Below are 25,497 nucleotides of genomic sequence, written 5' to 3' on the forward strand. Positions count from 1 at the left end.
CGTAGGTGTCGCCGTCGGTGTCGCCGTTGGTGTCGGTGTCGGTGTTGGCGTCGCCGTCGGTGTCGCCGTTGGTGTCGGTGTTGGCGTCGCCGTCGGTGTCGCCGTTGGTGTCGGTGTCGGTGTTGGCGTCGCCGTCGGTGTCGCCGTCGGTGTCGCCGTTGGTGTCGGTGTCGGTGTTGGCGTCGCCGTCGGTGTCGCCGTTGGTGTCGGTGTCGGCCCGACTGGCGGCACCGTTCCCTCAAAGGTATGATGATGCATCTGAATATAACCGCTGAATCCTTTTGCAATAAGAGTACCATGCAGCTCAGCACGGCTGAACGCCACAAAGGCATGAGGCGCTAACATGGAGCCTTCAATGGTCGTGTTGCCATTAGCTACAGAAGAAGCTTCGTAGAAGTTGAACAACACATTATGAGATTTTCCGTTCCACATTTGAAAATCCGGAATGACGACCTTATTCCCGCTTACATTGATAATTACCGTGGCGTTTCCTGCAATATTGAACTGGAGACCGTTGGTAACCGCCAAATCCGCAGCAGTCAAATGAATGACATTAAAGGAATCCGGAGCGTTAATCGTCATTTTCCCTCCATCTCTGACAAAGGGCTGCGTTTGTTTCAGAGCAGCGAGTTCACTCGAACGCTGAATCAAAAATTGCTCCTCAGCTTGAAAATCGATCGGATGATCCTGCCGCTTACCTCCTTTAAGATCGGCTCCTGAACTTTTCATACTGCCTCCATACACAGAGGTGCCATAAACTGTTCCATTTGAAAAGTCGATGTCTTTGCCGGCGATAAGCACATCTCCGCCCACAGCATCCTTGGATACGCCATATCCCTGAAGAGTAATGTTCCCTGCAGCAGCGAGCCGTCCGTGGATCTGGTCATTGCTTTGTGCAAAATCTCCAAAGATAAAGGCGTTGAAATTCCCGGCGACTCCCAGCACCGGTGTTGGGGTGTACGGCATACTTGCCGCCGCTTCTGCATTGATCCCCGGATGAAGCATATTGCCGACGGTTAAAACCCCCGTCAGAATCAAGGCTAATGATTTTTTCCTCAACAATGATATGTACCTCCTATGTAACTATTCTATGAATGCACAGATTAGCCCGTAACAACAAAAAGACCGCCAAGAAGGGTTAGCTTCATGGCGGCCGGACGATCGTGGCACCTTTAGAGTGCTGTAGATTCCTGACTTTGCGTCCCGCTCTTTCGAACGGTTTGCGATTATACATGAGAAGTTGGTAACAGTTGTTTTCTATGTAGTCTATGACTTTTGTTACTTTCGGACTAGAATCAGTCTATCTCTTCACCCCTCCGTTTGTCAATCTATTCCTTATTTTTTTTGCTAGATTCTCTGAAAAAGTCCTCAATTCCGCAACACATAAGGGTTTCGTTGTATTCACCGATCACATAAAACAAATTTTCAATATTAAAAATTAGTATATTCGAACCATTTTTCAACTCATGTCGAAACAGCAAAAAAACTGTCGCCAGCTCTTGGCAGCAGTTTTTAGTCATTGTCAATTTACATAAGTCAGCGGGCAACGGCCGGACTTAGGATTTGTATATTTTATAACAGCTGAACCCAGCCGATCATGGACATCCATAGTGGAACACTTAAAAACAACCCGAACAACAACCCGCGGCGGAGACTTCCCTCATAATTCATCACAATTCTCCTTTTTAATGAGCTTTATTTTTCAATATTTATTATTTCAATTTTAATATAAAATAATTCTTATAATTATTTTGTGAATTATGTCACATTGTTTCAGTTGTTTAGAAATTCCATTGATTAATTTTCGAATAATCGGTTAAAATACGAATATACGTTCTTATTAGAGGTGATTGAATTTATGCATAGAGCGGAGAGTAACGATAATACACTGGTCAAATCCTATATATTGCTTCCGCTGATTTTATCAGCCTTTGAACGGGATTCAGCCATTATGTCGACACAACTGCGGACCCCCGCCCCATACATGGATGTTCTCCGTACTGCTGCGAATGCGGCTACTGCCGATCTGAGGGATGTGCGCGCCGAAATGAGGAAACGCGGAGTTAAAGTCTATGAACAGCAGCGGCTCCAGGTCGGCATCGAGGCCAAATTTATATGCCGGGGATATCATGAACGGATGCTGCTGCTGGATGACGTCATCGCTGCACAGGCCGCTATCCATATGCGCAAATACCTGGGACTCGATATCTCCGGCTACCACAGTTATGAGGAACAGTACAAAATCAAACCCGGTCCTCAAGCAAGCCTATAGACTTTGGAGCGTTGAAGAATAAAAACAGGCCTCGCCATGGGAGTCGGCAAGACCTGAATAAAGTACCTGCTATAAATTACATTAAAACCTTCCAATAGCCCAATGTGCCGAAAATAACTACCAGCGCCACGGGATATAGAATTCTCCGGCTTACCTTATCCTTAAACGTAAGAAATAAACATAACATGCAAAGCCACGCAATAAGAAGACTGCCCATTTCCTATGCATACGCTCCTTCCTGAACAACCTGATTGGCTCCGGCAGAGATAAAGATACACAAAGCCCTATATTTAAAAAGATACCCGGGCGGTATCCCTTTCATACTTGTATTTCACCGGACCGCCGGAACAGGATACTCCCAGAAGCCCAGTCGGCCCTTGGCCGGAATGTTCCCCTCCAGAGGAGTGACCCCCGTCAGTTCCCAGGCAAACCGTCCCTCCCTATAATCTCCAAAGATATATTCGCTGCCGTAGGGCCAGCCTTCTTCAGCCATACCAGCTGTAACTTCATAACAGTTTATCAGCGAACCTGTCGCTATAATCGCTCCGGCAGGCAAATTGTCAGCTGTAAGACCGTGACGGGCGAGCACCGATTGGAAAGGCTCCTGTAGGCATATTGCCTTATCAATCTTCAAACCGGCATGAATGGCGATTTCACCCCGGTAAGCCGTTCTCCAGGAACGGGTCTCGAATGATTTTTCACCAAGCGCAATGAGCGTCGCCCAAGGCTGCCGTATCGTCAGGCATCGCATAACATCCTGCCCCCTCTCTGCAACAAAGGAAAGACGCAGTCCACCGGAAATCCGGAAAACCGCGCCGCATTTAGTTTTTTGAGATGATGGCGAAGGGATCCCCCCCCCCCCCCCCGGCTTAAACATTGTGAGCGTAACCCACACCTATCTATAAGGTTCAATTAGGTTCTGTATGATCTTTGCGGCGCTTCACTACTCATTATAAGGTTCAATCAGGTTTTGTAAAGTTTCTCTCAACGGTAGAAGAAATGCCAGATGGATGGATGGCTATTCCAAGGTTAAGGCTCCGGCTTTGCTTCATGCTGCAACTTTTTCCAAATCAGCAAGTCTAAATAAAAAAAGTAAAGGATGGATTAACTTGAAGAAAACAATATTTTTGTTTTTTACTGTAATGTGTAACTTTTCAATCAGCGGTACAGCGAATGCTGCTAACCCCTAAAACTAAATGTAAACGGGGCGTTACAGGATGAGTTACCTTCTCCTTTCGTCAGGAAGAACGTGAGTTATGTTCCTATTCGCACTGCGCAGTCTTTGGGTTAGGTTTGCCCCGGGTTCAATTTTATTATTCCACTGTGTATCCGGAAGGCCCTATGACTAGTTTTATTTACACTGAAAATGACTATTCTAAGTGGTATTTCCTGCACAGCGATAGCGTTTATTATTACGAGTTGAAGAATGGATACATGAGCCTTGTTTGGGAAGGTCAAATGACGGCTAAGACTCCGGGAAACTCATCTAGTCCCTTGGCCAAATTTTTGGGTACAGGCATAGATACTCTACCCTAAACAATTGAGTGACATTATCGTTAATTTCAAAGAAGAAAATCAATGAGCATTCTCTCCTTAAGAATGTAATACATCAAATAATAATTAATGGGCATTCGCCGTCAACAATATAGGTTATAGTCCATAGACTGTTGTCAGGATGTATTTATCTGAGGAGGTATTATTTTATGGACGCAAATAATTATCAACAGGTCGCTTGGAGTTGCATGAATAAGTACGTTGGTGTAACTACTACGGATGGTCAGTCTCATGATGGGTTTATTGCCCATGTAGACCAGGATTTCGTTACTCTTGCTATTCCTACAAACGAGATGTTTCAGGGTATGCCTGCGCAAAACTCTACCTACAGACAATTCGGTTTCCATCCAGGCTTTTTCCCCAGACGCCGCTTTATCCAGAGACGGATTCCTTTTGGTGCCATCACTGCATTGTTTTTACTCCCGTTTTTTATTTAATGATAGGAGGGAGGCAATTCCCCCTCCCTTCTCCTATGCCATTACCTCAAAATAACGTTGTCGTGTAAGCGATATCCCCCGCGTGCAATCTCTACATATTGTGGTCCCCTCTGGAATCCGTTTACACATTCATCCTGACCGGCTAGCTGTCTCTAAATGATTGCCTCCCTGCGGACGAACTCTTTGAATTAGCTGCATACCATATCTCAAAAACTATGGGAGGCTTGATGTATGACACGTTTACTCGATGCTCGGACTTCTCAAAACGCTAGCATTGCCGGCAGCATGAATGGCGCAGGATTGACAGCAAACCAAAATGTATTAATTGGCCAGATTGGATTAACCACTGCCGGATCTCAGGGCCCTATTAGGGTACAGTTCAATGGCGTCGCAACTTTTTTTGTGTTTTCAGGAGGATTTATCACTTTAAACCTGTTTGTGGTTAGGGGGAGTGCAGCTACTGATCCCATAGTTGCTTCAAACCGGCTTCAGTTAAATCCAGGGGCAACAACACCTACTAACTTGTTCCCGCTTTACTTAATAGGCTCTGACTACAATCCCGCTCCAGCAGCTGAGATCATCTATTCCTTATTTGTGAACAGCACTGTAAACGTTAACCGTGTCGGACCTGAAAGTTTTAATGGGTGTGCTTATTCAGACTAGCGCTTATATAGCAAAAGAGCCTGCATGTTAATGTTTAACTATGTATGACTAGCCATAAAATTATTAAATGATGACAACAACTATCAAGGAGGTTTTGAAACTTTTTTATGACCACGGTTCTGTCTGTACGGATATTGATTGGATTAATTTCAACAAGCATTGGGTTTCTTCAACGCGTTCACCAACCTTTTCGATGAATGACGGCAAAGAGAAATGGTCTTTTGCCCGACTGAGCAAACGGGGCAAACCGGATCGTGTTAAAGCAATCAAGGAGGTCATAAAGTTCAAAAATACGGATCTGCGATCCATGGAGAACTATTTATCTGACAGCGCCTAACAGCAGCTCGTGGAGTGAAAACGGCTATGTAATGCGTTAAAATTAGCAGCGGTCCCGTAAAGCAACTTAAACCTAATCCCCTTTAATCAGCAACTGGGGCTGTCTCAGTTGCTGAACTCTCGTATGTCCAAACCACGCTATGTGAGTAACACAATTTGGGTTAAGATAGGAGTTTACCAAACCGTAACGGTTGCCAGCAGGTCATATTTCCCGTTTTTTCGTAGGCAGAGGGGATGTTTCGGTCAAATAAGCCCCATACAACCATTAAAAAAACCGTTAGTGTAGCAATGTTCCAAGGTGTTTACTTCAAGTCTTACAATTCACTCAAGTTATCTTGAGTAAGTTCTAGCTCCTTACCATTTTGATTAACAATATAAATTTTCTCAGGTGGACTTTCTAGGCTTTTCCCCTTAATTAACAGTTGGTGTCCTCCTTCGATTTTGTACTTTCTTATATATATTCCTGATCCGATATCCTCAAAGGAATACTTGTCAAAATCCCCCCAATTCAATGATACGCCTTTTTCAGCTAAGCTTTTTAATTCATCATACGAAATGTACTCCTTTGGCCCTTCTTCTTTGTTGCTTTGGCATGCTGAACAAATAATTAAAATGAATAATAATGTCATTGAGAACTTAAAGCATTTTGCTAGTGTCATTAGAACTTCTCCTTTTTTACCATTATTTTACTGGTAATATTTAGAAGATAATCATACCATAAAAAGGTAAAACAAGCATCTTTTAATCCCGATCCGGAAAAGTGGTTGGAATGGTTTAACAGCTTGCCTGAAGAAGTGCAATTAGAAGTCAATTATAGACCTGCAGGATTTGATTCCACATTAAATAAAGCAGTTTTACCAAACAATGATATACCAATCAATGAAACGCAATATAGTCAAAATTCATCTGAACCAAAAGAGGATTCCAAAAAGTCCGTAGGATTGCAGTTACTTGAAACAATGGTAACTGGTGGATACGAACATCCTTATGATACTAGTGTTTGGGCACCATTAACAGATAAGGCCAATTGCTATGCTTATATGTTAAACATATCTACTTATTCTGGGCACAAACTTCAACCAGGTGAAAAGGCTGGGAATACTTTCTCAAGCTTAACAACTACAAGCATAATTAATGCTGCACAAGCTGATATGCCTTACCTGAGTAAATCTATTCGTAGTTCTAGTTATAGTGAAGTTCCAGGTTATCGGGAGTACAAAGTAGCATTAGTAATTGCTCCTAATTATGATTATCACTGGTATAGACAAGATGCTGACGGCGGCTGGTCACACAAAAGAGGCTTAACTGCAATTGATTTTAGAGATGCAAGCGGAATTTCAATTCGCAACCCGCAAACAGCTAATCGCAATTATGGTAATGGTCTGAATTATTCTACATTTAGCGGATGGTATATTATTAAATATTAACAAAAATTATAAAAGCCATCATGCACATCCCCTCTCCCTAGGATACCGGGCTTCTAAATTTCCATGTGAAATTTTAGGTGTATTCATTCCAATTGAGCGAAGCTAAATTACACTTGTTTCTAGGTGTAGCGGTTGGTAAATGCCTTCGCCAGTTTGAGTACAGTGGGGTAAAATAATTTTTTCAAGGAGTTTAGTAATGTAGAATTGATATGCCATGAGAAACCGCCCTTTTAATAGAGCGGTTTTTTGTTAATTCGCAAATTTATTTATCACACAGCGATTGTTGGCTTTTTTTATGCCGAGAAGGAGTTTTTTATGAAATTGACTCAAAACAAAACTTTATATCTTTATATTATGTACGCTCCTTGAATTCATTCTGTTATCGGTGCTGCCACCCGTGCCCAAAATCTTCTTATCCTACACAATATGCAGAGTACGTAGTCTACATTTAAGTAATAAACAATTATCTGCCTGGCAATTGAGGTCAGCGCGACTCAGAAACCCCCCTTTACTCGGGTAAAAATAAGAAGAATGGTAGAAAAATCAAAAAAAAGCGCAGCCCCCCCGAAATTCCAAGAAGCCGCGCCGCGTATGTTTTTTTGGGATGCTGGTGAAGGGAATTGAACCCCCGGCCTACGCATTACGAGTGCGTTGCTCTACCCCTGAGCTACACCAGCTTAAAGCATTTTTTCTGTCAAACAAAAAATATTATACAACTTTCAGCCAAAAACGCAACCTTTTTCACAACATCCGGGCTTCAATTCTCCTGCAGCTTGCGTTCAACGGATTGCAGCTTACTGCGGCTTGTAGACGGCTTGTCGCGGCGGTCATCAATCTTCAGCGACGTGGATACCCGCTGTGCCCCGGCAGCGAAAGGCGACTCATGCAGCGCTTCTACGGCAGCGAGAATCCGCGGGATCGGTCCTTCGATAATCGTCCCCATAGATGTAAGCTCATAAGTGATCCCTTCCACTCCCCTGAGCACACGCTGCATATCGGCCACATAACTGCTCAGGCTCGTGCTGCCTGTGCCGATTGGAATTACGGTTACTTCCCCAATTGCCATTCTGAATCCCTCCTTAATATACTGTAAATAAAACCCTTTATTGGAAACTCCCTCGTGCAACCTTATTACGGACTATAAACCTAAAGTTCCTGATATATGTCTACGGCCTGTTCTTATTGTAGCAACTCCGCCGCACACCCACAAACCGCTAACCCCCACCGTTCGTAACCCTTCGTTCCCCCATATTTCTTCATTAGGCATTCCAGTGTCACGCTCACAATATTTATGGACTCTTTGTGGCATCTTTTAAGACAATTTATGACTTTATCCAGACACTTTTTGCACCCAACTTGTGGATTACCTGTGGACTAACTGTGGATCATTTGTGAGTAAAACCGCAGAACCCGCTCCCCGCGCGGAGTTTCAAAAAATGGTTTACAAACACAACATATTGGGTTATTTTTATCTAACGACAACAAAATATAGTGGAAACAGGTGTTTCGCTCTTTCAAGCGAGCTGAAGCTTAATAGGGAAACGCGGTGCAAATCCGCTGTGGTCCCGCCACTGTAACCGGATGCCTGCAGGCTTTCTGAAGCCCGTCAAGCAGCGTCTACCGGCAATAGCCACTGAGGGGCCTCAAAGCTCTCGGGAAGGCGCCGGAGGATTCACCGGAAGCCAGGAGACCTGCCTGTTTCGCCGACACCATCATTCATGCCTGCGAGGACCAGGTGAGGTGTCCGCAATGCGGCCTGCACAAGCAGACATAGCCTTCCCGTGTTTTAAGGAGCCAAGGCTGCCGATACCTGAGGGCTATAAACCATTATCGCCCTCAGGTATCGGCTTCTGCGGAATATATAAGAACAGGACAGAGATTACCCCTGTCCCCTGCTTGTATGTTCATCAAGACAACCGGCAAATATCCTTGTAAGGATATTTCGTACGCATTCGGGCATTTTCCGCCTCTTCGGCGGGAGATGCTTTTTTACTGCTATCAGGAAGTATATACTTCGTTCTTACTATACCGAGGGGAGAGAGCTAGACAATGACGCTGCTGGAGAAACGGTACAACGGTGGACAAGCTGCACAGGAAGTTCTTTTGGAGGAAGTTATTCATTTGGGACGGGATATTATCGACAGCCGGGATTTGGATCTGCTGCGCGAGAATGCCAATTTGAACGGAGAAAGCTTCTCCGGCAAAATGAGCAAATTCGGCAGTGAATATTCCAAGTGGTATGCCCGCAACTTCACGATGCCGCCACAGCTCGTGCAGGCCATTCAGGATAATGTCGTGTACGTCCACGATCTGGATCAATACGCCATCGGAACGACCAACTGCATCTTTATCCCGTTTGAGCGCCTTCTCCGCGAAGGCTTCAATACCGGCAACGGCAGTGTCCGTCCTCCGAACTCGATTATGACCGCAATGTCGCTGGTGGCGATTATTTTCCAGTCCCAGCAAAATGCCCAATACGGCGGCGTATCCGCCAATAAACTGGATTATGATCTTGCCCCGTATGTGACCAAATCCTTCGCCAAGCTGTTCCGCAAGGGACTGGAGTACTTTGAAGAAGGACAAGCCGGTGATCACCTCGGCGAAATCTCGATGAGCCGCAGCGATCTGGCGGAGCAGTATCCGCGCGCCTTCCGCTTTGCGCAGAAAGAGACCGAAAGCGAAACACTGCAGGCAGCAGAGAGTATGATACATAATCTCAATACGATGTCCAGCCGTTCCGGCGGACAGATTCCTTTTACCAGCATCAACTATGGCACCTGTATCTCCCCCGAAGGCCAGCTTGTGATCAGCTCCCTGCTGACCGCCACCATGAACGGCCTCGGCAGCGGAGAAACACCGGTGTTTCCGATCCAAATCTTCAAATGCAAGCAGGGCGTCAACCAGCAGCAGGGCGATCCGAACTATGAGCTGTTCCTCAAAGCAGCCGAATGTTCCGCACGCAGACTGTATCCGAACTTTGCCAATCTGGATGCTCCGCTCAACATGCAGTACTATGATCCGGCTGACCCGGACACTGAATTTGCTACGATGGGCTGCCGCACCCGGGTACTGGGCGACCGTTTCGGACGTAATCACTGCTCCGGCAAAGGCAATCTGTCCTTCAACACCCTGAATCTGGTCCGTCTGGGCCTCGCTCACGGCACTGTAACAGGCCGCCGTCTTGCTCCCGACGAGGAAGGCTTCTACGACGACCTGAATCATTATATGGATATTGCACTGGAAGGCCTGCTGCACCGTTTCCGGATTCAAGCGGCCCAGAAAGCCAAAGCCTCCGATTTCATGATGCGCGAAGGTGTCTGGGAAGGCGGCGAACAGCTTGCTCCCGAGGACAGCGTAGGCGAGCTGCTGAAGCACGGCAGTCTGTCGCTCGGCTTCATCGGTATGGCGGAGTGCATGAAGGCCATGTACGGCAAACATCATGGCGAGGACATGGAAGTCCATGCCAAAGCGCTCGCCGTTGTCCGCCATATGCGCGAGTACTGCGACCGCAAGAGCGAAGAGCTCAATCTTAACATCACGCTGTTTGCAACACCTGCCGAAGGCTTGTCCGGCAAATTCACCAAGGTGGACCACAAGGTGCTTGGCTCTATTCCCGGCGTAACCGACCGCGAATATTATACGAACTCCTTCCACATTCCAGTGTATTACGAGCTCAGTGCGGCCAAGAAGATTAGCCTTGAGGCCCCTTTCCATGAGTACTGCAACGCCGGAGCCATTTCCTATGTGGAACTGAACGGCAATGCCCGCAGCAACCCGGCGGCTTTTGTCAAAATCATCCGCTACGCGCTGGAGCAGGAAATCAGTTATTTCAGCATTAACCACCCGATTGACCGCTGCTCCGGCTGCGGCTATGAAGGGGTTATCGGCACGAACTGCCCTTCCTGCGGCGCGCATGAGCATGACACCCATATCCGCCGCCTGCGCCGGGTAACCGGATATTTGACCGGCGATTACCAGACCCGCTTCAACGCCGCCAAGCAGGCCGAAGTAAGAGACCGCCTCAAGCATCTATGAATATTTGCGGCTACTACCCGGAATCAATTAATGAGGGAGAGGGCATGCGGGCCGTCCTCTTCCTCAGCGGTTGCCGCCACCGCTGCCCGGGCTGCTTCAATCCGAAAACGTGGAATTTCAATTTTGGTGAAGTGTTCACCCTGGAGCGGCAGCGTGAGATTATTGCCGAAATTGCCGCTAATCCGCTGCTGGACGGCCTGACGCTGGCCGGCGGGGACCCTTTTTTCTCGGCAGAAGAGGCTGCGGGCTTCATTCATGAGCTTCGCGCTGTGCTGCCGGATTTCTCAATTTGGATTTATACCGGTTATACGTATGAAGAGCTGACGGCTTCTCCGGGCTCGCCGGAATGGAATCTGCTGGCCTTGTGCCATGTAGTGATTGACGGACGATTTGTAGAAGAGCTTAAAGATACTACCCTTCCCTACCGGGGAAGCAACAACCAGCGGATTATCGACATTCCGGCCAGCCTTGCCGGCAAGGAAGTCATCCATTGGCAGCCTGCTGTACTTTAGCTTTTTGGAAATATAAATTTCATGGTATACTTTAAGCTTCTGTTTTCCGCAGACCCGGATTCCAGCACGCGATACGATCTATCGCCTGCTTCGAAGGCAGCTTTGAAATGTCGGCTTAGCCGCCATTTCCTGGCCGCTTTCTGCGCTATAATATATCAATTTTTAATATTGAAAATTAAACCCAAATACGAAAGGATGAATCCCCTATGCCAGAACTCGTAGTGAAACCCGACAACCGCCAATTGGCTTTTGATGAAATCCGCCTCTCCGTTTACGCCGACCGTATCCTGAACGGCCTTGAGCAATTAAGCAAAGAAACCTTGCTGCGCGGGGTGCAGTCCAAGCTTCGCCGGAGCGAGGTCAGCGGAGAGGAAATCAGCAGCGCCTTCACCATGAGCGCCCTTGAGCTCGTAACCAAAGAAGAACCGGATTGGAAGTTTGCTGCTGCCCGCTCGCTTTTGACGACCCTATACAAAAAAGCCGCGGTTAACCGCCGCTATAAAGCCTACCCGGATGAGCCATACGGCGAGCTGTACCCGCTGATTTCCGATCTGGTGAAGAAAGGCATCTACCGTGAAGAGCTTCTGACCCACTACACCAAAGAACAGATTGCCGAGCTTGGCGGCTGCATTGATCATACACGCGACCTGCTGTTCGATTACATCGGCTTGCTTACATTGTCAGACCGTTACCTGGCCCATGACTTTGACGGGCGTGTGATGGAGCTTCCGCAGGAGCGTTATATGATTATCGCCATGTTCCTCATGCACACAGAGCCGGAAGAGAAACGTCTGGATCTGGTTAAAGAAGCCTACTGGGCGATGAGCAACATTTACATGACGGCTGCAACGCCAACGATGTCCAACGCTGGTAAAAAGGTTGCCGGACAGCTCTCCAGCTGCTTCATCGACACCGTAGACGACTCGCTCGAAGGTATCTTCGACTCCAACACCGACGTAGCCCGGCTGAGCAAAATGGGCGGCGGCATCGGCGTCTACCTCGGCAAGGTACGGGCCCGCGGCTCCGATATCCGCGGCCACAAGAATACCAGCTCCGGCGTTATCCCGTGGATCCGCCAGCTGAACAATACCGCCGTCAGCGTCGACCAGCTCGGCACACGCAAAGGTGCGGTTGCCGTTTATCTCGACGTCTTCCATAAAGATATTCTCGCCTTCCTCGACCTGAAGCTTAACAACGGCGACGAGCGGATGCGCGCGCATGATGTGTTCCACGGCGTCTGCCTGCCGGATCTGTTCATGGAGGCCGTAGAAGCGCGCGGCCACTGGAACCTTTTCTGCCCGCATGAGGTGAAGAAGGTAATGGGCTGGAAGGATGAGAACGGCCGCGCACTTGGCCTTGAGGATTTCTATGACGAAAAGCTTGGCCAAGGCGCATTCCGTGACAAATATGCCGAAGCTACCGCCAATCTGGAGCTGTCCCGTATTACGGTTCCGGCCATCGACATTATGAAGCGGATTATGAAATCACAGCTGGAAACCGGCACACCTTATATGTTCTACCGCGATACGGTGAACCGCTCCAACCCGAACCGGCACCAGGGGATGGTCTTCTCCTCCAACCTGTGCACAGAAATTATGCAGAACCAGTCGCCAACGGTCATTGAGAGTGAAGAGCTGGTTACCAAAGACGGCCAGACCCGGATCGTCATCTCAAAGGTTCCCGGCGACTTCGTAGTCTGCAACCTGAACTCCATCCACCTGGCACGGGCCATCCCGGCCGGAGTACTGGAGCGGCTGGTGCCGATTCAGGTACGCATGCTAGACAACGTCATCGACATTAACAATATCGAAGTGCTGCAGGCGCAGTACACAAACAGCCAATACCGTGCAGTCGGCCTCGGCACCTTCGGCCTGCATCACCTGCTGGCGCTGGAGGGCATCCGCTGGGAGTCCGACGAAGCCGTGGAATACAACAATCACCTGTATGAGCACATCAACTATCTGCTGGTACGCTCCAGCATGGAGCTGGCCCGCGAGAAGGGCCGCTATCCGAAGTTTGCCGGCTCCGACTGGGATACCGGAGCCTACTTCGACTCGCGCGGTTATACAAGCGGCGAGCAGGAAGGCAAATATGTGACAACGGAGCAGTGGCGTGAGCTGCAGCAGGAAGTAGCCAAAGACGGCGTACGCAATGCCTGGATGTTCGCGATTGCTCCAAACGGCTCAACCTCGATCATCGCCGGCTCCACAGCCAGCATTGATCCTCTGTACGAGTTGCTCTCCTACGAGGAGAAAACAACTTACAAGATCGCCAACCCGGCACCGGATCTGTCCGAGAAGACGATTTGGTACTACAAAACGGCGTTCCTGATTGACCAGAACTGGTCGATCCGTATGGCCTCAGCCCGCCAGCGCCACGTCGATCAGGGCCAGAGCTTCAATCTGTACGTGACGCCGGACATCAAGGCCACCGATTTCCTGAACCTGCATCTGAACGCCTGGAAGGGCGGACTCAAGTCGACGTATTATGTGCGGAGCCGTGCATTAACCATAGAAGAGTGTGAATCTTGCGCGAGCTAATTGTCTTCATGCCTTGAATAGAAACACGGTGATGTATTCGTAACTACGAGGAATGTTTGGGCTTTCGGCCGCTGTTGTCATCAGATGTTTCGATTGTCCAAACTTCCTCTACCGTCATTTTTCTGCCCATCTTTAATCAATAAAGGGAATTACCACCGCTATCTGTGCCCTGGATTGAAAATCGCACAAGGAACGGGAATTCTGCCCGCTAAGTTTTCATAAAAGGGCTCTATTTGATAAACAGTCCCTAATAGCGACATGAATTCCCTCTATAAGAATAAATAGAACCATTTATATAAAATTACCGGGCGACTTTCCCGTTACCCCCTTTTAGCAGTCAGGAAGCTTGCTCCCCTTCTCCTTTTGGAAGCCCGCTTCCGGCGAGAGGCCATGGCGGCGGAAACCTACCACAGTTTGAGCGCAAAATATAGGAGGGAATATAAATGCAACTGCAAAAGATTTTTAATACAGAAGCGCCGAATATGTCTACCCGCATCATTGACGGGGAATGCTCGGGCATTCTGAACTGGAACGATATCCGCATGCCGCATATGTATAAGCTGTACAAGGTGCTGCTGCTCAACCACTGGATCGCCGATGAAATCCCCATGTCCAAGGACGCCCAGCAGTTCCCGATGCTGGAGGCTGAAGAACAGCGTGTGTTCAAGATCAACATCTCCCTGCTCGCAGTGCTGGACTCCATGCAGACCATGTTTGTGGGCGACGTAAAGCGGTATTTTACCGATTCTTCCCTGGAGGCGATCTCCGCGATCATCGGACAGCAGGAGGTTGTGCACAACCAATCCTACTCCTATGTCCTCTCTTCCATCGTTTCGGACAGCGAGCAGAAGGAAATCTTCGAATACTGGAAACATGATCCTGTCCTGCTGGAGCGCAACCAGTTCATCTCCGATATTTATCAGGAGTTCCGCGACGAGCCGTCGAAAGAAACCTTTTTCCGCGCGCTGGTAGCCGATCTCATTCTGGAAGGGATTTTCTTCTACAGCACGTTTGCTTTCTTCTACAATCTGGCCCGTGACCAGAAGATGATGGCAACCAGCCAGATGATCTCCTACATCCAGCGCGACGAGAACCAGCATTGCTACTTCTTCGCAGAAGTGTTCAAGCAGCTGCTCGTGGATTTCCCAGAGCTCAACACTCCGGAGAATATGGATTACGTGTACCGCACCATCGACCGCGCCGTAGAGCTGGAAACCAACTGGGGTCACTACACACTTACCAACGTGCGCGGCATTGACATGAATGAGCTGAGTGATTATATCAAATACACAGCTAACAAACGCCTGACCCTGATGGGCATGGAAAAAGCCTATAAAGGCGTGGACGTCAACTGCATGCCATGGATTAAGCCTTTCTCCGACGAAGCGCTGAACGCCACCAAAACCGATTTCTTCGAAGCCAAGTCACGTAATTACGGCAAAGTCGGCGACGACAACGGGTTCGACGATTTGTAAATGCGGCGAAGTAACGGATTACGCTAATCTATGCAGAATGTGCACTAGATTAACCTGATCTCAGCCCAAAAAGACCATCTGCTGTATTTCATGCAGTTGATTGCCTGAAAAAAGCCTTTTCGAGCCGGGTGAGCCTTATTCTGCTGTACAAAACGCAGTCAAGTCTGATTAGCGTCTGAAACGCGGCAATTCTGCTGCAAAAAGTGCAATCAGCCTATGTGCCTGCCCTTTCCATATACAAAAGAGCTCCTTCTATCCACCGGATAAAAGGAGCTCTTTATATTATTGTACGACAGGCATGGCTAGCGCAGCCGGTTACTCTCCGGCCTTCCGGGCCGCTTTATGTGCAGTCTCTTCCGCCAGTTCCGCCAGTACGCTGTTCAGCCGCAGCTTGAGTTCCTCGGCCAGTTCAACTATACCCTGATCGCCCCTCACAGCCTGTGAGTCCACTGCATATACGCCGCCCAGAATATGCCGTGCGCCCAGCACGGACAATACCGGCTTCAGTGCGTAGTCTATGGTGAGCAAATGTGCGAGGCTGCCGCCCATAAAGAGCGGGAGCACGATTTTGCCGGCCAGCCCTTTTTGCGGGATCAAATCGAGGAAGGTCTTGAGCACTCCCGTATAGGAGGCTTTATACACCGGACTAACCACGATTACTGCGTCTGCTTCGGCTACAAGACCATTGGCTTTGACGATCGCTTCACTTTCAAACTTGGTATGGATCAAATCCTCCGCCGGCAGCTCAGCTACATTAATGCGTTCCACCTCAAACCCTCGCCCGCGTAAATCGTCCTCCGCATATTCAATAACCGCGTTGATCCGCGATACCAGAGACGGCGTTCCGTTGATCACAACTATTTTGCCCATTTCTCCACCTCTTCCGTTCATTTCACAATATATGCAAGATGCACCTGATCTCAAGCCTGAATACTTTAAATTAGTAATAATCCTATCAAAGAGCAAAGATTAATGTCAAACAGGAATTACCCTTGCACCCCGCAAAATCATGGGATATAATAAGCGGCAATACTATATCCCGACCAGGCCAATGAACGGCATCCAACCGCGAGGCGTCTGCGACCGGAGCATTTACTTGTTCCCTAAGTTTACCGGGTTTCGCCCGTTACCGCGAAGACCAAAGAGGATCGGATTCCGCTAATGAAGCAGCTTTACAAGGATTCGGTCAACCTGGGTGGCACCGCGAGCTGACGCTCCTCGTCCCATGGATGAGGGCGTTTTTTGCATTTTTTTAAACCAAAAGGAGCGAAGCGGTATGCTGGACATGAACTGGATCAGGGAGAATGAGGAACTCGTAAGAAACACGGCAGTGTGGAAAAAGGTGGATTTCCCGCTGGATGAATTGCTGGAATGGGACGATAAGCGGCGGGTTTTGCGCCGGGACACGGAGCAGCACCGGGCACAGCGCAACACGCTGACCAAAGAAGTGGAACAGCTGCTGCGGCAAGGCGACACCCAAGGCGGAGAAGCTGCCAAGGAGCAGGTGCGAAAGATCAACGCCCTGCTCGGCAAGCTTGAAGCTGATCTGGCGGAGGCGGACCGCCGCTGCGCAGAGCTGCAGCTGCTCGCCCCGAACCCGGTATCGGGTGATACGCCTATCGGCGACGATGATGACCAGAATGTGGAGCTGCGGCGGACCGGTGCGCTGCCGGATTTCGGCTTTATACCACGCGATCATGTCGAGCTTGGCGAACTGCATGATATCATCGATATACCGCGTGGCGTCAAGGCTGGCGGACCGCGCAGCTATGTGCTGAAAGGCGCAGGTCTGAACCTGCATCTCGCTGTGCAGAGGCTGGCCCTGGATGTGCTGGCAGCACGCGGCTTCACGACAATGGATGTGCCGGTCATCGTCCGGCCGGAGGCACTGGAGCGGACGGGATTTTTCCCCGCAGGCATGGATCAGACCTATGAGCTGACCGGTGAAAAACGCTGGCTGGCCGGAACCTCGGAAGTGTCGCTTGTTTCATTATATAGCGATGAGATTGTCGATCTTGCGGAGCCTATGCGGTTAGCCGGGATGTCCACCTGCTTCCGCCGCGAAGTCGGCTCAGCGGGACGCGATGTGCGCGGCCTGTACCGCGTGCATCAGTTCTCGAAGATCGAACAGGTTGTGTTATGCAGAGGTGATAACAAGGTCTCGGAGCAAATGCTGCAGGAAATTCTGGCGAATGCCGAGCATATTTTGCAGTTGCTCGAGCTGCCTTACCGGGTCGTGGCCGTCTGCAGCGGTGACATGGCGCTGAAAACGCATAAGCAGTACGACATCGAGACCTGGATGCCCAGCAGAGGCGCTTATGGGGAGACCCATTCAGCTTCGAACCTGCTCGATTTCCAGGCCCGCCGTTCGGGCATCCGTTACCGGGATGAGGACGGACAGCTGCAGTACTGTCACACCTTGAACAACACCGCAGTGGCTACGCCGCGGATTCTGATTCCGCTGCTTGAGAACCATCAGCAGGAGGACGGAACGATTTATATTCCGAAGGCACTCCAGCCTTATATGGGGGGCAGGGAGTATCTCCCTGCTCCGGCACAGACAGAGTAATAGCAGAATACAATCCTGCAAATCTTTTTATCGTTTCACAAATGCCCTTGGCCTTACCGTGGCCGGGGGCATTTTTACGTTCTCTTCACATAAACATAACATACAGATAACACTAACTAATTCACAAAAGATAGTCTCAAACCTATCATTTCATAAATTCAACACAACTGTTTGGATTGAACGAGAAAAATATCATCGTCTTTTGTGCTCTGAACCAAAATTTCCAATTTTTCTATGTTATTCAACCCATGTTTAATATATATTTAATGGTAGACAACCTATCATTTAATGAACAAATGATAGAGTTAGGTTAGGTTGAGTGATTATCGTAAACGAGAGGAGAAGATTCGAACAAATGAAAATCTCATCAAGGCAAAGAAAATGGTGGTCTGCGGCACTCTCAATGCTGCTCGTTACCGGTATTGCCCTGCCCGCACCACAGACCGCTTCTGCGGCCGGGGATAACAGCTCACCCGTAATCTCCCAGGTATATGGCGGCGGAGGAAACTCCGGAGCCAAGTACAAAAATGACTTCATTGAGCTTTATAATCCGACCGATACAGCTGTCGATCTGACTGGCTGGAAGGTTAGATATGCAGCAGCTGGCGCATCATCAAATTTTGAAGATAAAGAAAAAATGTTCACCCCATTAAGCGGGAGTATCCCTCCTGGCGGATTCTTTTTGATACAAGAGGCGGCTGGCTCTGGAGGTACTGATGCCTTGCCGGCACCTAATTTGGTTTCCGAAGGTACCGCTGTCATTTCTATGGCAGGTGCAAGTGGCAAGGTTGAACTATTGGATGCTTCGGGCACCCGGGTAGACCTTGTGGGGTATGGTTCTGCAAGTATTTTTGAGGGTTCAGGCCCTACTGGTTCCTTAACTAACACAACTGCGGCCGTGCGCAAGTCATCTAACGCTTTACCATCCGGAAATCGCGGACAAGATACCAATGATAATGCCGCAGACTTTATTACTACACAAGCACCAGATCCGCGCAGTTCCGGTTCCGGGGTAGTCGACCCCAAATCTCCGGCCGTTGCCGCATCCATCGCTTCCGGCCTGCTCGTGGGCAAGGGAACTGAACTCGCCCTTACTACAAGCAGTGTAACCGCAAGCGTATACTACAGTGTATACGCAAATGGCAGCACTGACGCCTTAGCAGATTACGCATGGTATAATGCCCCGATTGTTCTGCAGGATGACAGTATCCTGATCAAAGCTTTCTCTAAAGAAGAAGGCAAACCCGACAGCGATATTTCACAGTTTAACTATACGACCAAGGATGCCGTGAGCGGACTGACGATTCCCCAGATCCAGGGCACCGTCCAATCCTCTACGTACACAGGTCAATTGGTGAAGGGCGTGCCGGGCATTGTGACTTACACAAGCGGCAGCACCTTCTATATCCAGAACGCTGCGCCGGACAGCGATGTCCGGACCTCCGAGGCAATCATGGTCTACCTCCCCGGGAACAAGGTGAAGGTTGGCGATTCCGTGCTCGTGGACGGATCGGTCAAGGAGTATAAGGAAGGCGGATATAATGATGCCGTAGATCTGCTGACTACGGAAATTGCCGCAGCTCAGGCAAAAGTCATATCTTCCGGAAACGCTCTTCCCGCTGCTACCGTTCTTGGCACCGGTGGCCGCGCTATTCCCGCTGCTGTCATTTCTGGCGGTTTGAGCAAAGAGCTTGAACCTGCCAAATATGCGCTCGACTTCTACGAGAGCCTTGAGGGCATGCGCGTTCAGCTCAATACCCCAAAGATTATCGGACCTTACGATCATGAAATTCCGGTTACCGTAAACAACGGTACCAGCACAACAGAAGTCAGCTCCCCGGCGGGCGGTCTGGTCCTTACAGGAGCGGACTATAATCCCCAGCGGATTCTGATTGCCAAGAAACCAGGCAGCCCGGTCAAAACAGGGCAGGTTTTTGCCGGCAACATCACCGGTATTCTCGGCTATGATTACGGAAACTTCAAAGTGCGTCCAGATGCCGAGCTGCCTGCGGTAAACCCGGGAACCTCCAAGGACCGGGAAACTACCGCTTTGACAGCCGAAGCGGACAAATTGACGGTTGCTTCATTTAATGTGGAGAATTTCTCCAAGATCATAGATCCCAAGAACCCCAATAAAATCAGTAATGTAGCCAAAGCCATTGTAAGCAATTTGAAAACACCGGATATCGTCGGCCTGCTGGAAATCCAGGACAACGACGGTGCCACGGACAGCGGCAATGTCGATGCAGCTGAGAGCTACAAGGCGCTGATCGACGCCATCACAGCACAGGGTGGTCCAGTCTATTCATATACTGACATCTCCCCTGCAAACAACATGGATGGCGGTGCACCAGGCGCTAACATCCGGGCCGGATTTATTTACAACACTGCACGCGTTAAACTGGCTGGATCAGCCAGCAAAGGCGACGCAGCAACAGCAGTTGCTTACACTAAAGACGGCGGACTCAGCCTGAATCCGGGCCGGATTGATCCTACCCACTCCGCATTCAACAGTTCCCGCAAGCCGCTTGCGGCCGAATTTATGTTTAACAATGAAAAAGTTATGGTTATCGCTAATCACTTCAATTCCAAAACAGGTGATACTGGCCTTTATGGCGGCACACAGCCTCCGGTTAAGGCAAGTGAAATTCAACGGGCGGAAATCGCCAAAGTGGTAAATGGCTTCGTGGCAGATGTCCTGACCAAGAATCCGGATGCCAATGTCGTCGTTCTTGGCGATCTGAATGACTTCCAGTTCTCGAATACACTAAAGGTCCTGAAAGGCAGCGCATTGACCAATCTGATCGACACCCTGCCTCTGGGAGAGCGCTACTCCTATATTTATGAGGGCAATTCCCAAACGCTGGATCACATGCTGGTCAACAATAAGCTGGCCTCCAGATCCACACTCGACATCGTGCACATCAATGCCGACTTCCAGGAAGAAGAAGGACGGGTAAGCGACCATGACCCGCTGCTGACTCAAATTGACTTCGGTACCGACACTTTCAACCTGCGTGTGCTGCACACAAATGATACGCACAGCCACCTGGAGAATGTGACCAGACGCACGTCGGCGATCAGCAGCGAACGCACAGGCAACACGGTGCTGCTGGATGCAGGGGATGTGTTCTCCGGAACCTTGTATTTTACCCAGTTCAAGGGGCAGGCAGATATCAAGTTCATGAACAACATCGGCTATGACGCGATGACATTCGGCAACCATGAGTTCGATCTGAATAAGGATCAGCCGGAAGTGCTGAAGGACTTCGTGACGGCAGCCAAATTCCCGTTCGCCAGCTCCAACATCGATTTCACTACGAAGAAAAGTGAACTCGCGGAGCTCTATCACAATACGATCGGAACGCTGGAAACCGAGGAGTCCCTGAGCACGGCCAAGGATGGCAACATTTATCCTGCGGTCATCAAGGATATTTACGGTGAGAAAATCGGTATCTTTGGCCTAACAACCGAGGACACCGTTGGACTGGCATCGCCAGGTGATAAAATCAGCTTCAAGGACCATGTGGAAAGCGCCAAAAACACAGTTAAAATGCTGGAAGACCAGGGAATTAACAAGATCATCGCCGTTACCCATCTGGGTTACACTGTTGATCAGGAACTGGCGAAGGCTGTTCCCGGAATTGACATTATCGTTGGCGGACATTCGCATACGAAGGTCGATAATCCTCCGACGCCAATTGTTAATGCCGGAACCGGCAAGAATGTACTGATCGTGCAGACCGGTGAATACAGCCAATTCCTCGGCGAATTGGACGTAACCTTTGATAAAGACGGTGAAATTCTCACCTACAACGGCAAACTGCTGGATGTTAATCTATTCGGCGAGGATGCTGCAGCCAAAGCTTTGCTTGCTCCTTACGACGCTGAATTGGCAGCTGTCCGCAGCGAAGTCGTAGGCTCGACTGACGTCGACCTCTACACCAACCGCACCATCGACGGTAAGTCTGTACGTGTTGTGCGTCAGGAAGAAACACCGATTGGCAACATGATTGCCGACAGTATCGCGGAAAAAGTCAAAGAGCTTATGCCGAATTTTGTGCCGGAAAGCGACCTTGCTTCCATTAAGGGCGTTGTGGCCATCCAGAATGGCGGCGGCATCCGTGCAGCCATCGACAAAGGCGACATCACGATGGGTGAAGTGCTGACTACACTGCCTTTCGCCAACAGCCTTGCTGCGCTCAAAGTAACGGGCTCGGAAATTATCTCCTCTCTGGAGAACTCGGTCAGCGGCCTGAGCTCCGACCAAGGACGTTTTGCTCAGGTTTCCGGTATGAAATACACGTATGATTCCACGAAAACACCTGAAATTGTGGATTCCATAACAGGCAAAGTAACACAAACCGGGGAACGTATCGTATCCGTCGATATCCTGCAGGCTGACGGCTCCTACGCACCGGTTGACCCGAACGCTTACTATCTTCTGTCCACGAATTCCTTCATGGCAGGCGGCGGAGACTTCTACCGTGCCCTGGCTGCTGCCAAGGCAGACGGACGTTATTATGAGCTTGGTCTTCCCGATTTCGAGGTTCTCTTGTCCTATTTGAACAAGCATAAACCGGTCAATGTCGAAGTCGAGGGCCGTATCACGGACCTGAAGGGAACCCCTTCACCGGACGAAGATTTCTCTTTACGCATTCTGCACACCAACGATACGCACAGCCATCTGGAAACTGTAGTTAAACGGATGACGGCGATCAAGCAAGAACGAACCGGCAACTCCATCCTACTTGATGCAGGGGATGTATTCTCCGGCACACTATATTTTACGAAATTCGAAGGACTGGCCGATCTTGAATTCATGAACTATATCGGTTATGACGCTATGACCTTCGGAAATCATGAGTTTGATAAAGGACTGCCTGCATTAAGAACGTTTATTAATGAGGCCAAGTTCCCGTTCATCAGCTCAAATATCGACTTCACGAGCAAGGATAACGAACTTAAGGATATTTTTGTAAATCAAACCGGCGGCACCACTGCCACACCAGCACTGGACGGCCACATTTATCCTTCGGTCATTAAGGATGTGTATGGTGAAAAAATCGGCATATTCGGACTTACCACTGAGGACACCGTAGGCTTGTCTTCACCGGGTGATAAGATTGCCTTTAAAGATTTCAAAACAAGCGCAGAGAACACAGTGAAAGCACTGAAGGAACAAGGCATCAACAAAATCATTGCTGTCTCCCATCTGGGGTATAACATGGATCAGCAATTGGCTGTTCAGGTGCCGGGCATCGACGTAATTGTCGGCGGGCACACCCATACCAAGCTTGACGCTCCTGTAATCTTCAATAAGGACGGCGAGCCGACACTGGTTGTACAGACCGGGGAGTATGGCCAGAACCTCGGCGAACTGGATGTTGAATTCGACGACAACGGCGTTATTACCAACTATACGGGCAAGCTGCTGGACGTAAGCAAATTTGCCGATGATCCGGCCGCCAAGGAAATGCTGGTCAAATATGACGCGCAGCTTGCGGAAATCCGCCAGACCCTCGTCGGCAAAACCAATGTACCTCTGGTCTATGAACGGCTTGTCGACGGAAAAACAACCCGTGTTGTACGCAAGGAAGAAACCAATCTGGGCAATCTCATTGCCGACGGCATTAACGCTAAGGCCAAGGAATTGGTAAGCAAGCTGATTGCTGCCGAAGATCTTTCCACGATTAAAGGCTTTGTCGCTATTCAGAATGGCGGCGGCATCCGTGCCGGCATTGATCAGGGAGACATTACACTCGGTGAAGTGCTGACTGTAATGCCGTTCTCCAATAGTCTGGTGGCTCTCAAGGTTACCGGACAGGAGATTATTGATTCTCTGGAGAACAGTGTCAGCGGACTTGAGACCGACCAAGGACGGTTCGCACAGGTTTCGGGTATGCGCTATACCTACGACTCCACCAAACCGGCAGAAAAAATCAATGCAACTACAAACGTTCTGGAGCAGGAAGGAGCGCGCATAATCTCGGTTGATATTAAACAAGCCGATGGCAGCTACGTAGCCATTGACCCTGCAGCTTACTATATCCTGTCCACGAACTCCTTCATGGCAGGCGGCGGAGATTTCTACCGCTCACTGGCTACAGCTAAGGCAGACGGCCGGTTCTATGAGCTGTACCTGCCCGATTATGAAGTCTTTACCGACTATCTGAAAAAATCCGGCACTGTAAACCCTGCTATGGAAGGCCGCATTACCGATCTGAAAGGATCGGCGCCAACAACACCACCTTCCACAGGTGGCGGATCGCTGCCAACGCCAACACCGGCACCTAGTGCAACACCGGCATCATCAGCAGCACCGCAGGTGACTACAATTACAGCAGCCGATCTGACTGGAAAATTGGCATCACTGCCTAGCGGCAGCAATGAGCTCGTCATTCCGGTTACCGCCACAGCAGGCGGAGTACAGGTTGTACTGCCGGGCAGCGTGCTGGTCAAGCAGGCCGCAACCAACCCTGCGACAGTTCTTACGTTCACTTCACAGGGAGCTTCCTACTCGCTTCCGTTAAGTGTCTTGAACGGAACAGCACTGGCTGCGCAGCTTGGGACCACGGACTTTACGATTACAGTTTCCATGCTGCTGGCAAGTCCGGCAACACTCAGCAGCGTGAATCAGGCGCTGGCTTCCCAAGCCGGTTCCGTCACTCTGGCGGCTCCGGTCATTGAATTCAGTATTACCGCACAAGCGGGAACTAACAGCGTGCCGCTCAACAGCTTCGGAAGCACTTATGTGAAGCGGAGTATCACTGCTCCAGGGAAACTGAACTCCGAGAGTGCAACAGCGGTATCCTTTGATCCGGCAACGGGCAAAATTTCCTTCGTGCCTTCTCTCTTTACAACAAAGGCTGACGGAACTACCGATGTCACCATTAAGCGGAACAGCAACAGCTATTACACGGTTGTGAAATCAGCCAAAACATTCGGAGACACCACGGGGCACTGGGCCAAGTCGGCCATTGATCTCTTGGCCTCCAAGCTGATCATTACCGGAACCAGCGATACGGTGTTCTCCCCTGCCCAGAAGGTGACACGGGGGGAATTCGCAGCACTGATCACACGCTCCCTTGGACTTACGGCAACAAGCAGCGGAGCTGCCTTCAGTGATGTCAATGCAAGCGCATGGTATGCCGAGGCCATTCACACGGCAGCCGCAGCGGGCCTGATCACGGGCTACACAGACAGCAGCTTCAAGCCGAACAGTCCAATCACCCGTCAGGAGATGGCCTCCATTCTGTCGAAGGCGATGAAGTACACCGGGGCAACCCTAACTGCCGATCCGGCCCGGCTTGCGAAATTCAGCGATGCCGCCGACATTGCCGCATGGTCGCAAAGTGCGGTAGAGGAAATTGCTGCAGCGGGCATCATCCAGGGCAGAGCAGACGGCTCATTCGCTCCACAGATGTTTGCTACCCGCGCGGAAGCAGTTACCATGCTGGAGAAGACTCTGAAGTCCCTTCAGTTCATCAACTAAGCTAAGACAACTTTTACAGCAGCATAAAAAGGCGGTTCCAAAGGCGCAAATGGCGTCCTGCGGAACCGTCTTTTTTATTTTTCCTTTATATTGAAATTATTATTTAGTTCGTATATAATAAAACAAACAAATAGTTCTATATTTATAGAACAAAAATCCTGCACACACATTTACAGAAGGAA

16 protein-coding genes, 1 tRNA gene and 2 riboswitches are annotated in these 25,497 nt (G+C 49.5%); of the genes, 11 read left to right on the plus strand and 6 right to left on the minus strand.

The window, feature by feature from the left end:
• Positions 1-1,062: choice-of-anchor A family protein (locus AC3WT9_RS24055; RefSeq protein WP_492407983.1), on the minus strand; the 1,062-nt coding region annotated here is incomplete at its 3' end.
• 83 nt (positions 1,063-1,145) lie between these two features.
• A riboswitch (cyclic di-GMP riboswitch) is annotated at positions 1,146-1,235 on the minus strand.
• A 623-nt stretch (positions 1,236-1,858) separates the two neighbouring features.
• On the opposite strand from AC3WT9_RS24055, the gene AC3WT9_RS24060 reads away from it, so the two are divergent.
• Positions 1,859-2,272: a YhjD family protein gene (locus AC3WT9_RS24060; protein ID WP_341377148.1), complete on the plus strand. Its 414-nt coding sequence runs from the start codon at positions 1,859-1,861 to the stop codon at positions 2,270-2,272.
• Between the two features lie 331 nt (positions 2,273-2,603).
• Here AC3WT9_RS24060 and AC3WT9_RS24065 read toward each other — a convergent pair whose 3' ends face one another.
• Positions 2,604-3,023: an ASCH domain-containing protein gene (locus AC3WT9_RS24065; RefSeq protein WP_341089492.1), complete on the minus strand. Its 420-nt coding sequence runs from the start codon at positions 3,021-3,023 to the stop codon at positions 2,604-2,606.
• A gap of 952 nt (positions 3,024-3,975) precedes the next feature.
• On the opposite strand from AC3WT9_RS24065, the gene AC3WT9_RS24070 reads away from it, so the two are divergent.
• The 3 genes from AC3WT9_RS24070 to AC3WT9_RS24080 all read left to right on the plus strand — a co-directional run bounded on the left by AC3WT9_RS24070 (position 3,976) and on the right by AC3WT9_RS24080 (position 5,263).
• Entirely contained in the window at positions 3,976-4,263 is a 288-nt protein-coding gene (locus AC3WT9_RS24070; RefSeq protein WP_341089491.1) for a phosphatidylinositol kinase, read from the plus strand.
• A 231-nt stretch (positions 4,264-4,494) separates the two neighbouring features.
• Entirely contained in the window at positions 4,495-4,926 is a 432-nt protein-coding gene (locus tag AC3WT9_RS24075; protein ID WP_341089490.1) for a hypothetical protein, read from the plus strand.
• Positions 4,927-5,020: 94 nt separating this feature from the next.
• A complete protein-coding gene (locus AC3WT9_RS24080; RefSeq protein ID WP_341377144.1) occupies positions 5,021-5,263 on the plus strand; it encodes a hypothetical protein in 243 nt (80 codons plus the stop codon).
• Positions 5,264-5,576: 313 nt separating this feature from the next.
• Here AC3WT9_RS24080 and AC3WT9_RS24085 read toward each other — a convergent pair whose 3' ends face one another.
• The gene (locus AC3WT9_RS24085) at positions 5,577-5,921 is read right to left on the minus strand and encodes a hypothetical protein (RefSeq protein ID WP_341089488.1); all 345 of its coding nucleotides are present in this window, start codon (positions 5,919-5,921) and stop codon (positions 5,577-5,579) included.
• 123 nt (positions 5,922-6,044) lie between these two features.
• Between AC3WT9_RS24085 and AC3WT9_RS24090 the strand changes: the two genes are divergently transcribed.
• Positions 6,045-6,689 (plus strand): hypothetical protein, encoded by a 645-nt coding sequence (locus AC3WT9_RS24090; RefSeq protein WP_492407984.1) that lies wholly within the window; start codon positions 6,045-6,047, stop codon positions 6,687-6,689.
• A 605-nt stretch (positions 6,690-7,294) separates the two neighbouring features.
• On the opposite strand, the gene AC3WT9_RS24095 is transcribed toward AC3WT9_RS24090, so the two are convergent.
• Positions 7,295-7,366 (minus strand) — tRNA-Thr (locus AC3WT9_RS24095).
• An 80-nt stretch (positions 7,367-7,446) separates the two neighbouring features.
• Positions 7,447-7,755, minus strand: a complete 309-nt coding sequence (locus AC3WT9_RS24100) for an MTH1187 family thiamine-binding protein (RefSeq protein ID WP_341089485.1) — start codon at positions 7,753-7,755, stop codon at positions 7,447-7,449.
• A gap of 416 nt (positions 7,756-8,171) precedes the next feature.
• A riboswitch (cobalamin riboswitch) is annotated at positions 8,172-8,402 on the plus strand.
• Between the two features lie 336 nt (positions 8,403-8,738).
• On the opposite strand from AC3WT9_RS24100, the gene AC3WT9_RS24105 reads away from it, so the two are divergent.
• The 4 genes from AC3WT9_RS24105 (at position 8,739) to AC3WT9_RS24120 (ending at position 15,251) form a co-directional block, all read left to right on the plus strand.
• Positions 8,739-10,724 (plus strand): anaerobic ribonucleoside triphosphate reductase, encoded by a 1,986-nt coding sequence (locus tag AC3WT9_RS24105; protein WP_341089484.1) that lies wholly within the window; start codon positions 8,739-8,741, stop codon positions 10,722-10,724.
• Positions 10,721-11,236, plus strand: coding sequence for an anaerobic ribonucleoside-triphosphate reductase activating protein (nrdG, locus tag AC3WT9_RS24110; RefSeq protein ID WP_341377142.1), 516 nt, complete (start codon positions 10,721-10,723; stop codon positions 11,234-11,236). The genes AC3WT9_RS24105 and nrdG overlap by 4 nt, the downstream gene beginning before the upstream one ends.
• A 206-nt stretch (positions 11,237-11,442) precedes the next feature.
• Positions 11,443-13,776: a ribonucleoside-diphosphate reductase subunit alpha gene (locus tag AC3WT9_RS24115; RefSeq protein WP_341089481.1), complete on the plus strand. Its 2,334-nt coding sequence runs from the start codon at positions 11,443-11,445 to the stop codon at positions 13,774-13,776.
• A gap of 443 nt (positions 13,777-14,219) precedes the next feature.
• Complete coding sequence (locus AC3WT9_RS24120; protein ID WP_038585280.1) at positions 14,220-15,251, plus strand: ribonucleotide-diphosphate reductase subunit beta; 1,032 nt, start codon at positions 14,220-14,222, stop codon at positions 15,249-15,251.
• A gap of 315 nt (positions 15,252-15,566) precedes the next feature.
• On the opposite strand, the gene ssuE is transcribed toward AC3WT9_RS24120, so the two are convergent.
• Complete coding sequence (ssuE, locus tag AC3WT9_RS24125) at positions 15,567-16,121, minus strand: NADPH-dependent FMN reductase (protein ID WP_341089480.1); 555 nt, start codon at positions 16,119-16,121, stop codon at positions 15,567-15,569.
• Positions 16,122-16,527: 406 nt separating this feature from the next.
• Here ssuE and serS point away from each other — a divergent pair, with 406 nt between their 5' ends.
• The gene (gene serS / locus AC3WT9_RS24130) at positions 16,528-17,820 is read left to right on the plus strand and encodes a serine--tRNA ligase (RefSeq protein ID WP_341377141.1); all 1,293 of its coding nucleotides are present in this window, start codon (positions 16,528-16,530) and stop codon (positions 17,818-17,820) included.
• 355 nt (positions 17,821-18,175) lie between these two features.
• Complete coding sequence (locus tag AC3WT9_RS24135; protein WP_341377140.1) at positions 18,176-25,315, plus strand: 5'-nucleotidase C-terminal domain-containing protein; 7,140 nt, start codon at positions 18,176-18,178, stop codon at positions 25,313-25,315.
• The last annotated feature ends 182 nt before the right edge of the window (positions 25,316-25,497 follow it).

Source organism: Paenibacillus sp. EB106-06-01-XG199 (genome assembly GCF_058791575.1).

What these genes read in the sequence shown, in the direction of transcription:
- nrdG (WP_341377142.1), top strand. Translation starts at nt 10,721, where the DNA reads ATGAATATTTGCGGCTACTACCCGGAATCAATTAATGAGGGAGAGGGC.
- AC3WT9_RS24060 (WP_341377148.1), top strand. Translation starts at nt 1,859, where the DNA reads ATGCATAGAGCGGAGAGTAACGATAATACACTGGTCAAATCCTATATA.
- AC3WT9_RS24120 (WP_038585280.1), top strand. Translation starts at nt 14,220, where the DNA reads ATGCAACTGCAAAAGATTTTTAATACAGAAGCGCCGAATATGTCTACC.
- AC3WT9_RS24070 (WP_341089491.1), top strand. Translation starts at nt 3,976, where the DNA reads ATGGACGCAAATAATTATCAACAGGTCGCTTGGAGTTGCATGAATAAG.
- AC3WT9_RS24075 (WP_341089490.1), top strand. Translation starts at nt 4,495, where the DNA reads ATGACACGTTTACTCGATGCTCGGACTTCTCAAAACGCTAGCATTGCC.
- AC3WT9_RS24115 (WP_341089481.1), top strand. Translation starts at nt 11,443, where the DNA reads ATGCCAGAACTCGTAGTGAAACCCGACAACCGCCAATTGGCTTTTGAT.
- AC3WT9_RS24135 (WP_341377140.1), top strand. Translation starts at nt 18,176, where the DNA reads ATGAAAATCTCATCAAGGCAAAGAAAATGGTGGTCTGCGGCACTCTCA.
- ssuE (WP_341089480.1), bottom strand. Translation starts at nt 16,121, where the DNA reads ATGGGCAAAATAGTTGTGATCAACGGAACGCCGTCTCTGGTATCGCGG.
- AC3WT9_RS24100 (WP_341089485.1), bottom strand. Translation starts at nt 7,755, where the DNA reads ATGGCAATTGGGGAAGTAACCGTAATTCCAATCGGCACAGGCAGCACG.
- serS (WP_341377141.1), top strand. Translation starts at nt 16,528, where the DNA reads ATGCTGGACATGAACTGGATCAGGGAGAATGAGGAACTCGTAAGAAAC.
- AC3WT9_RS24085 (WP_341089488.1), bottom strand. Translation starts at nt 5,921, where the DNA reads ATGACACTAGCAAAATGCTTTAAGTTCTCAATGACATTATTATTCATT.
- AC3WT9_RS24065 (WP_341089492.1), bottom strand. Translation starts at nt 3,023, where the DNA reads ATGCGATGCCTGACGATACGGCAGCCTTGGGCGACGCTCATTGCGCTT.
- AC3WT9_RS24105 (WP_341089484.1), top strand. Translation starts at nt 8,739, where the DNA reads ATGACGCTGCTGGAGAAACGGTACAACGGTGGACAAGCTGCACAGGAA.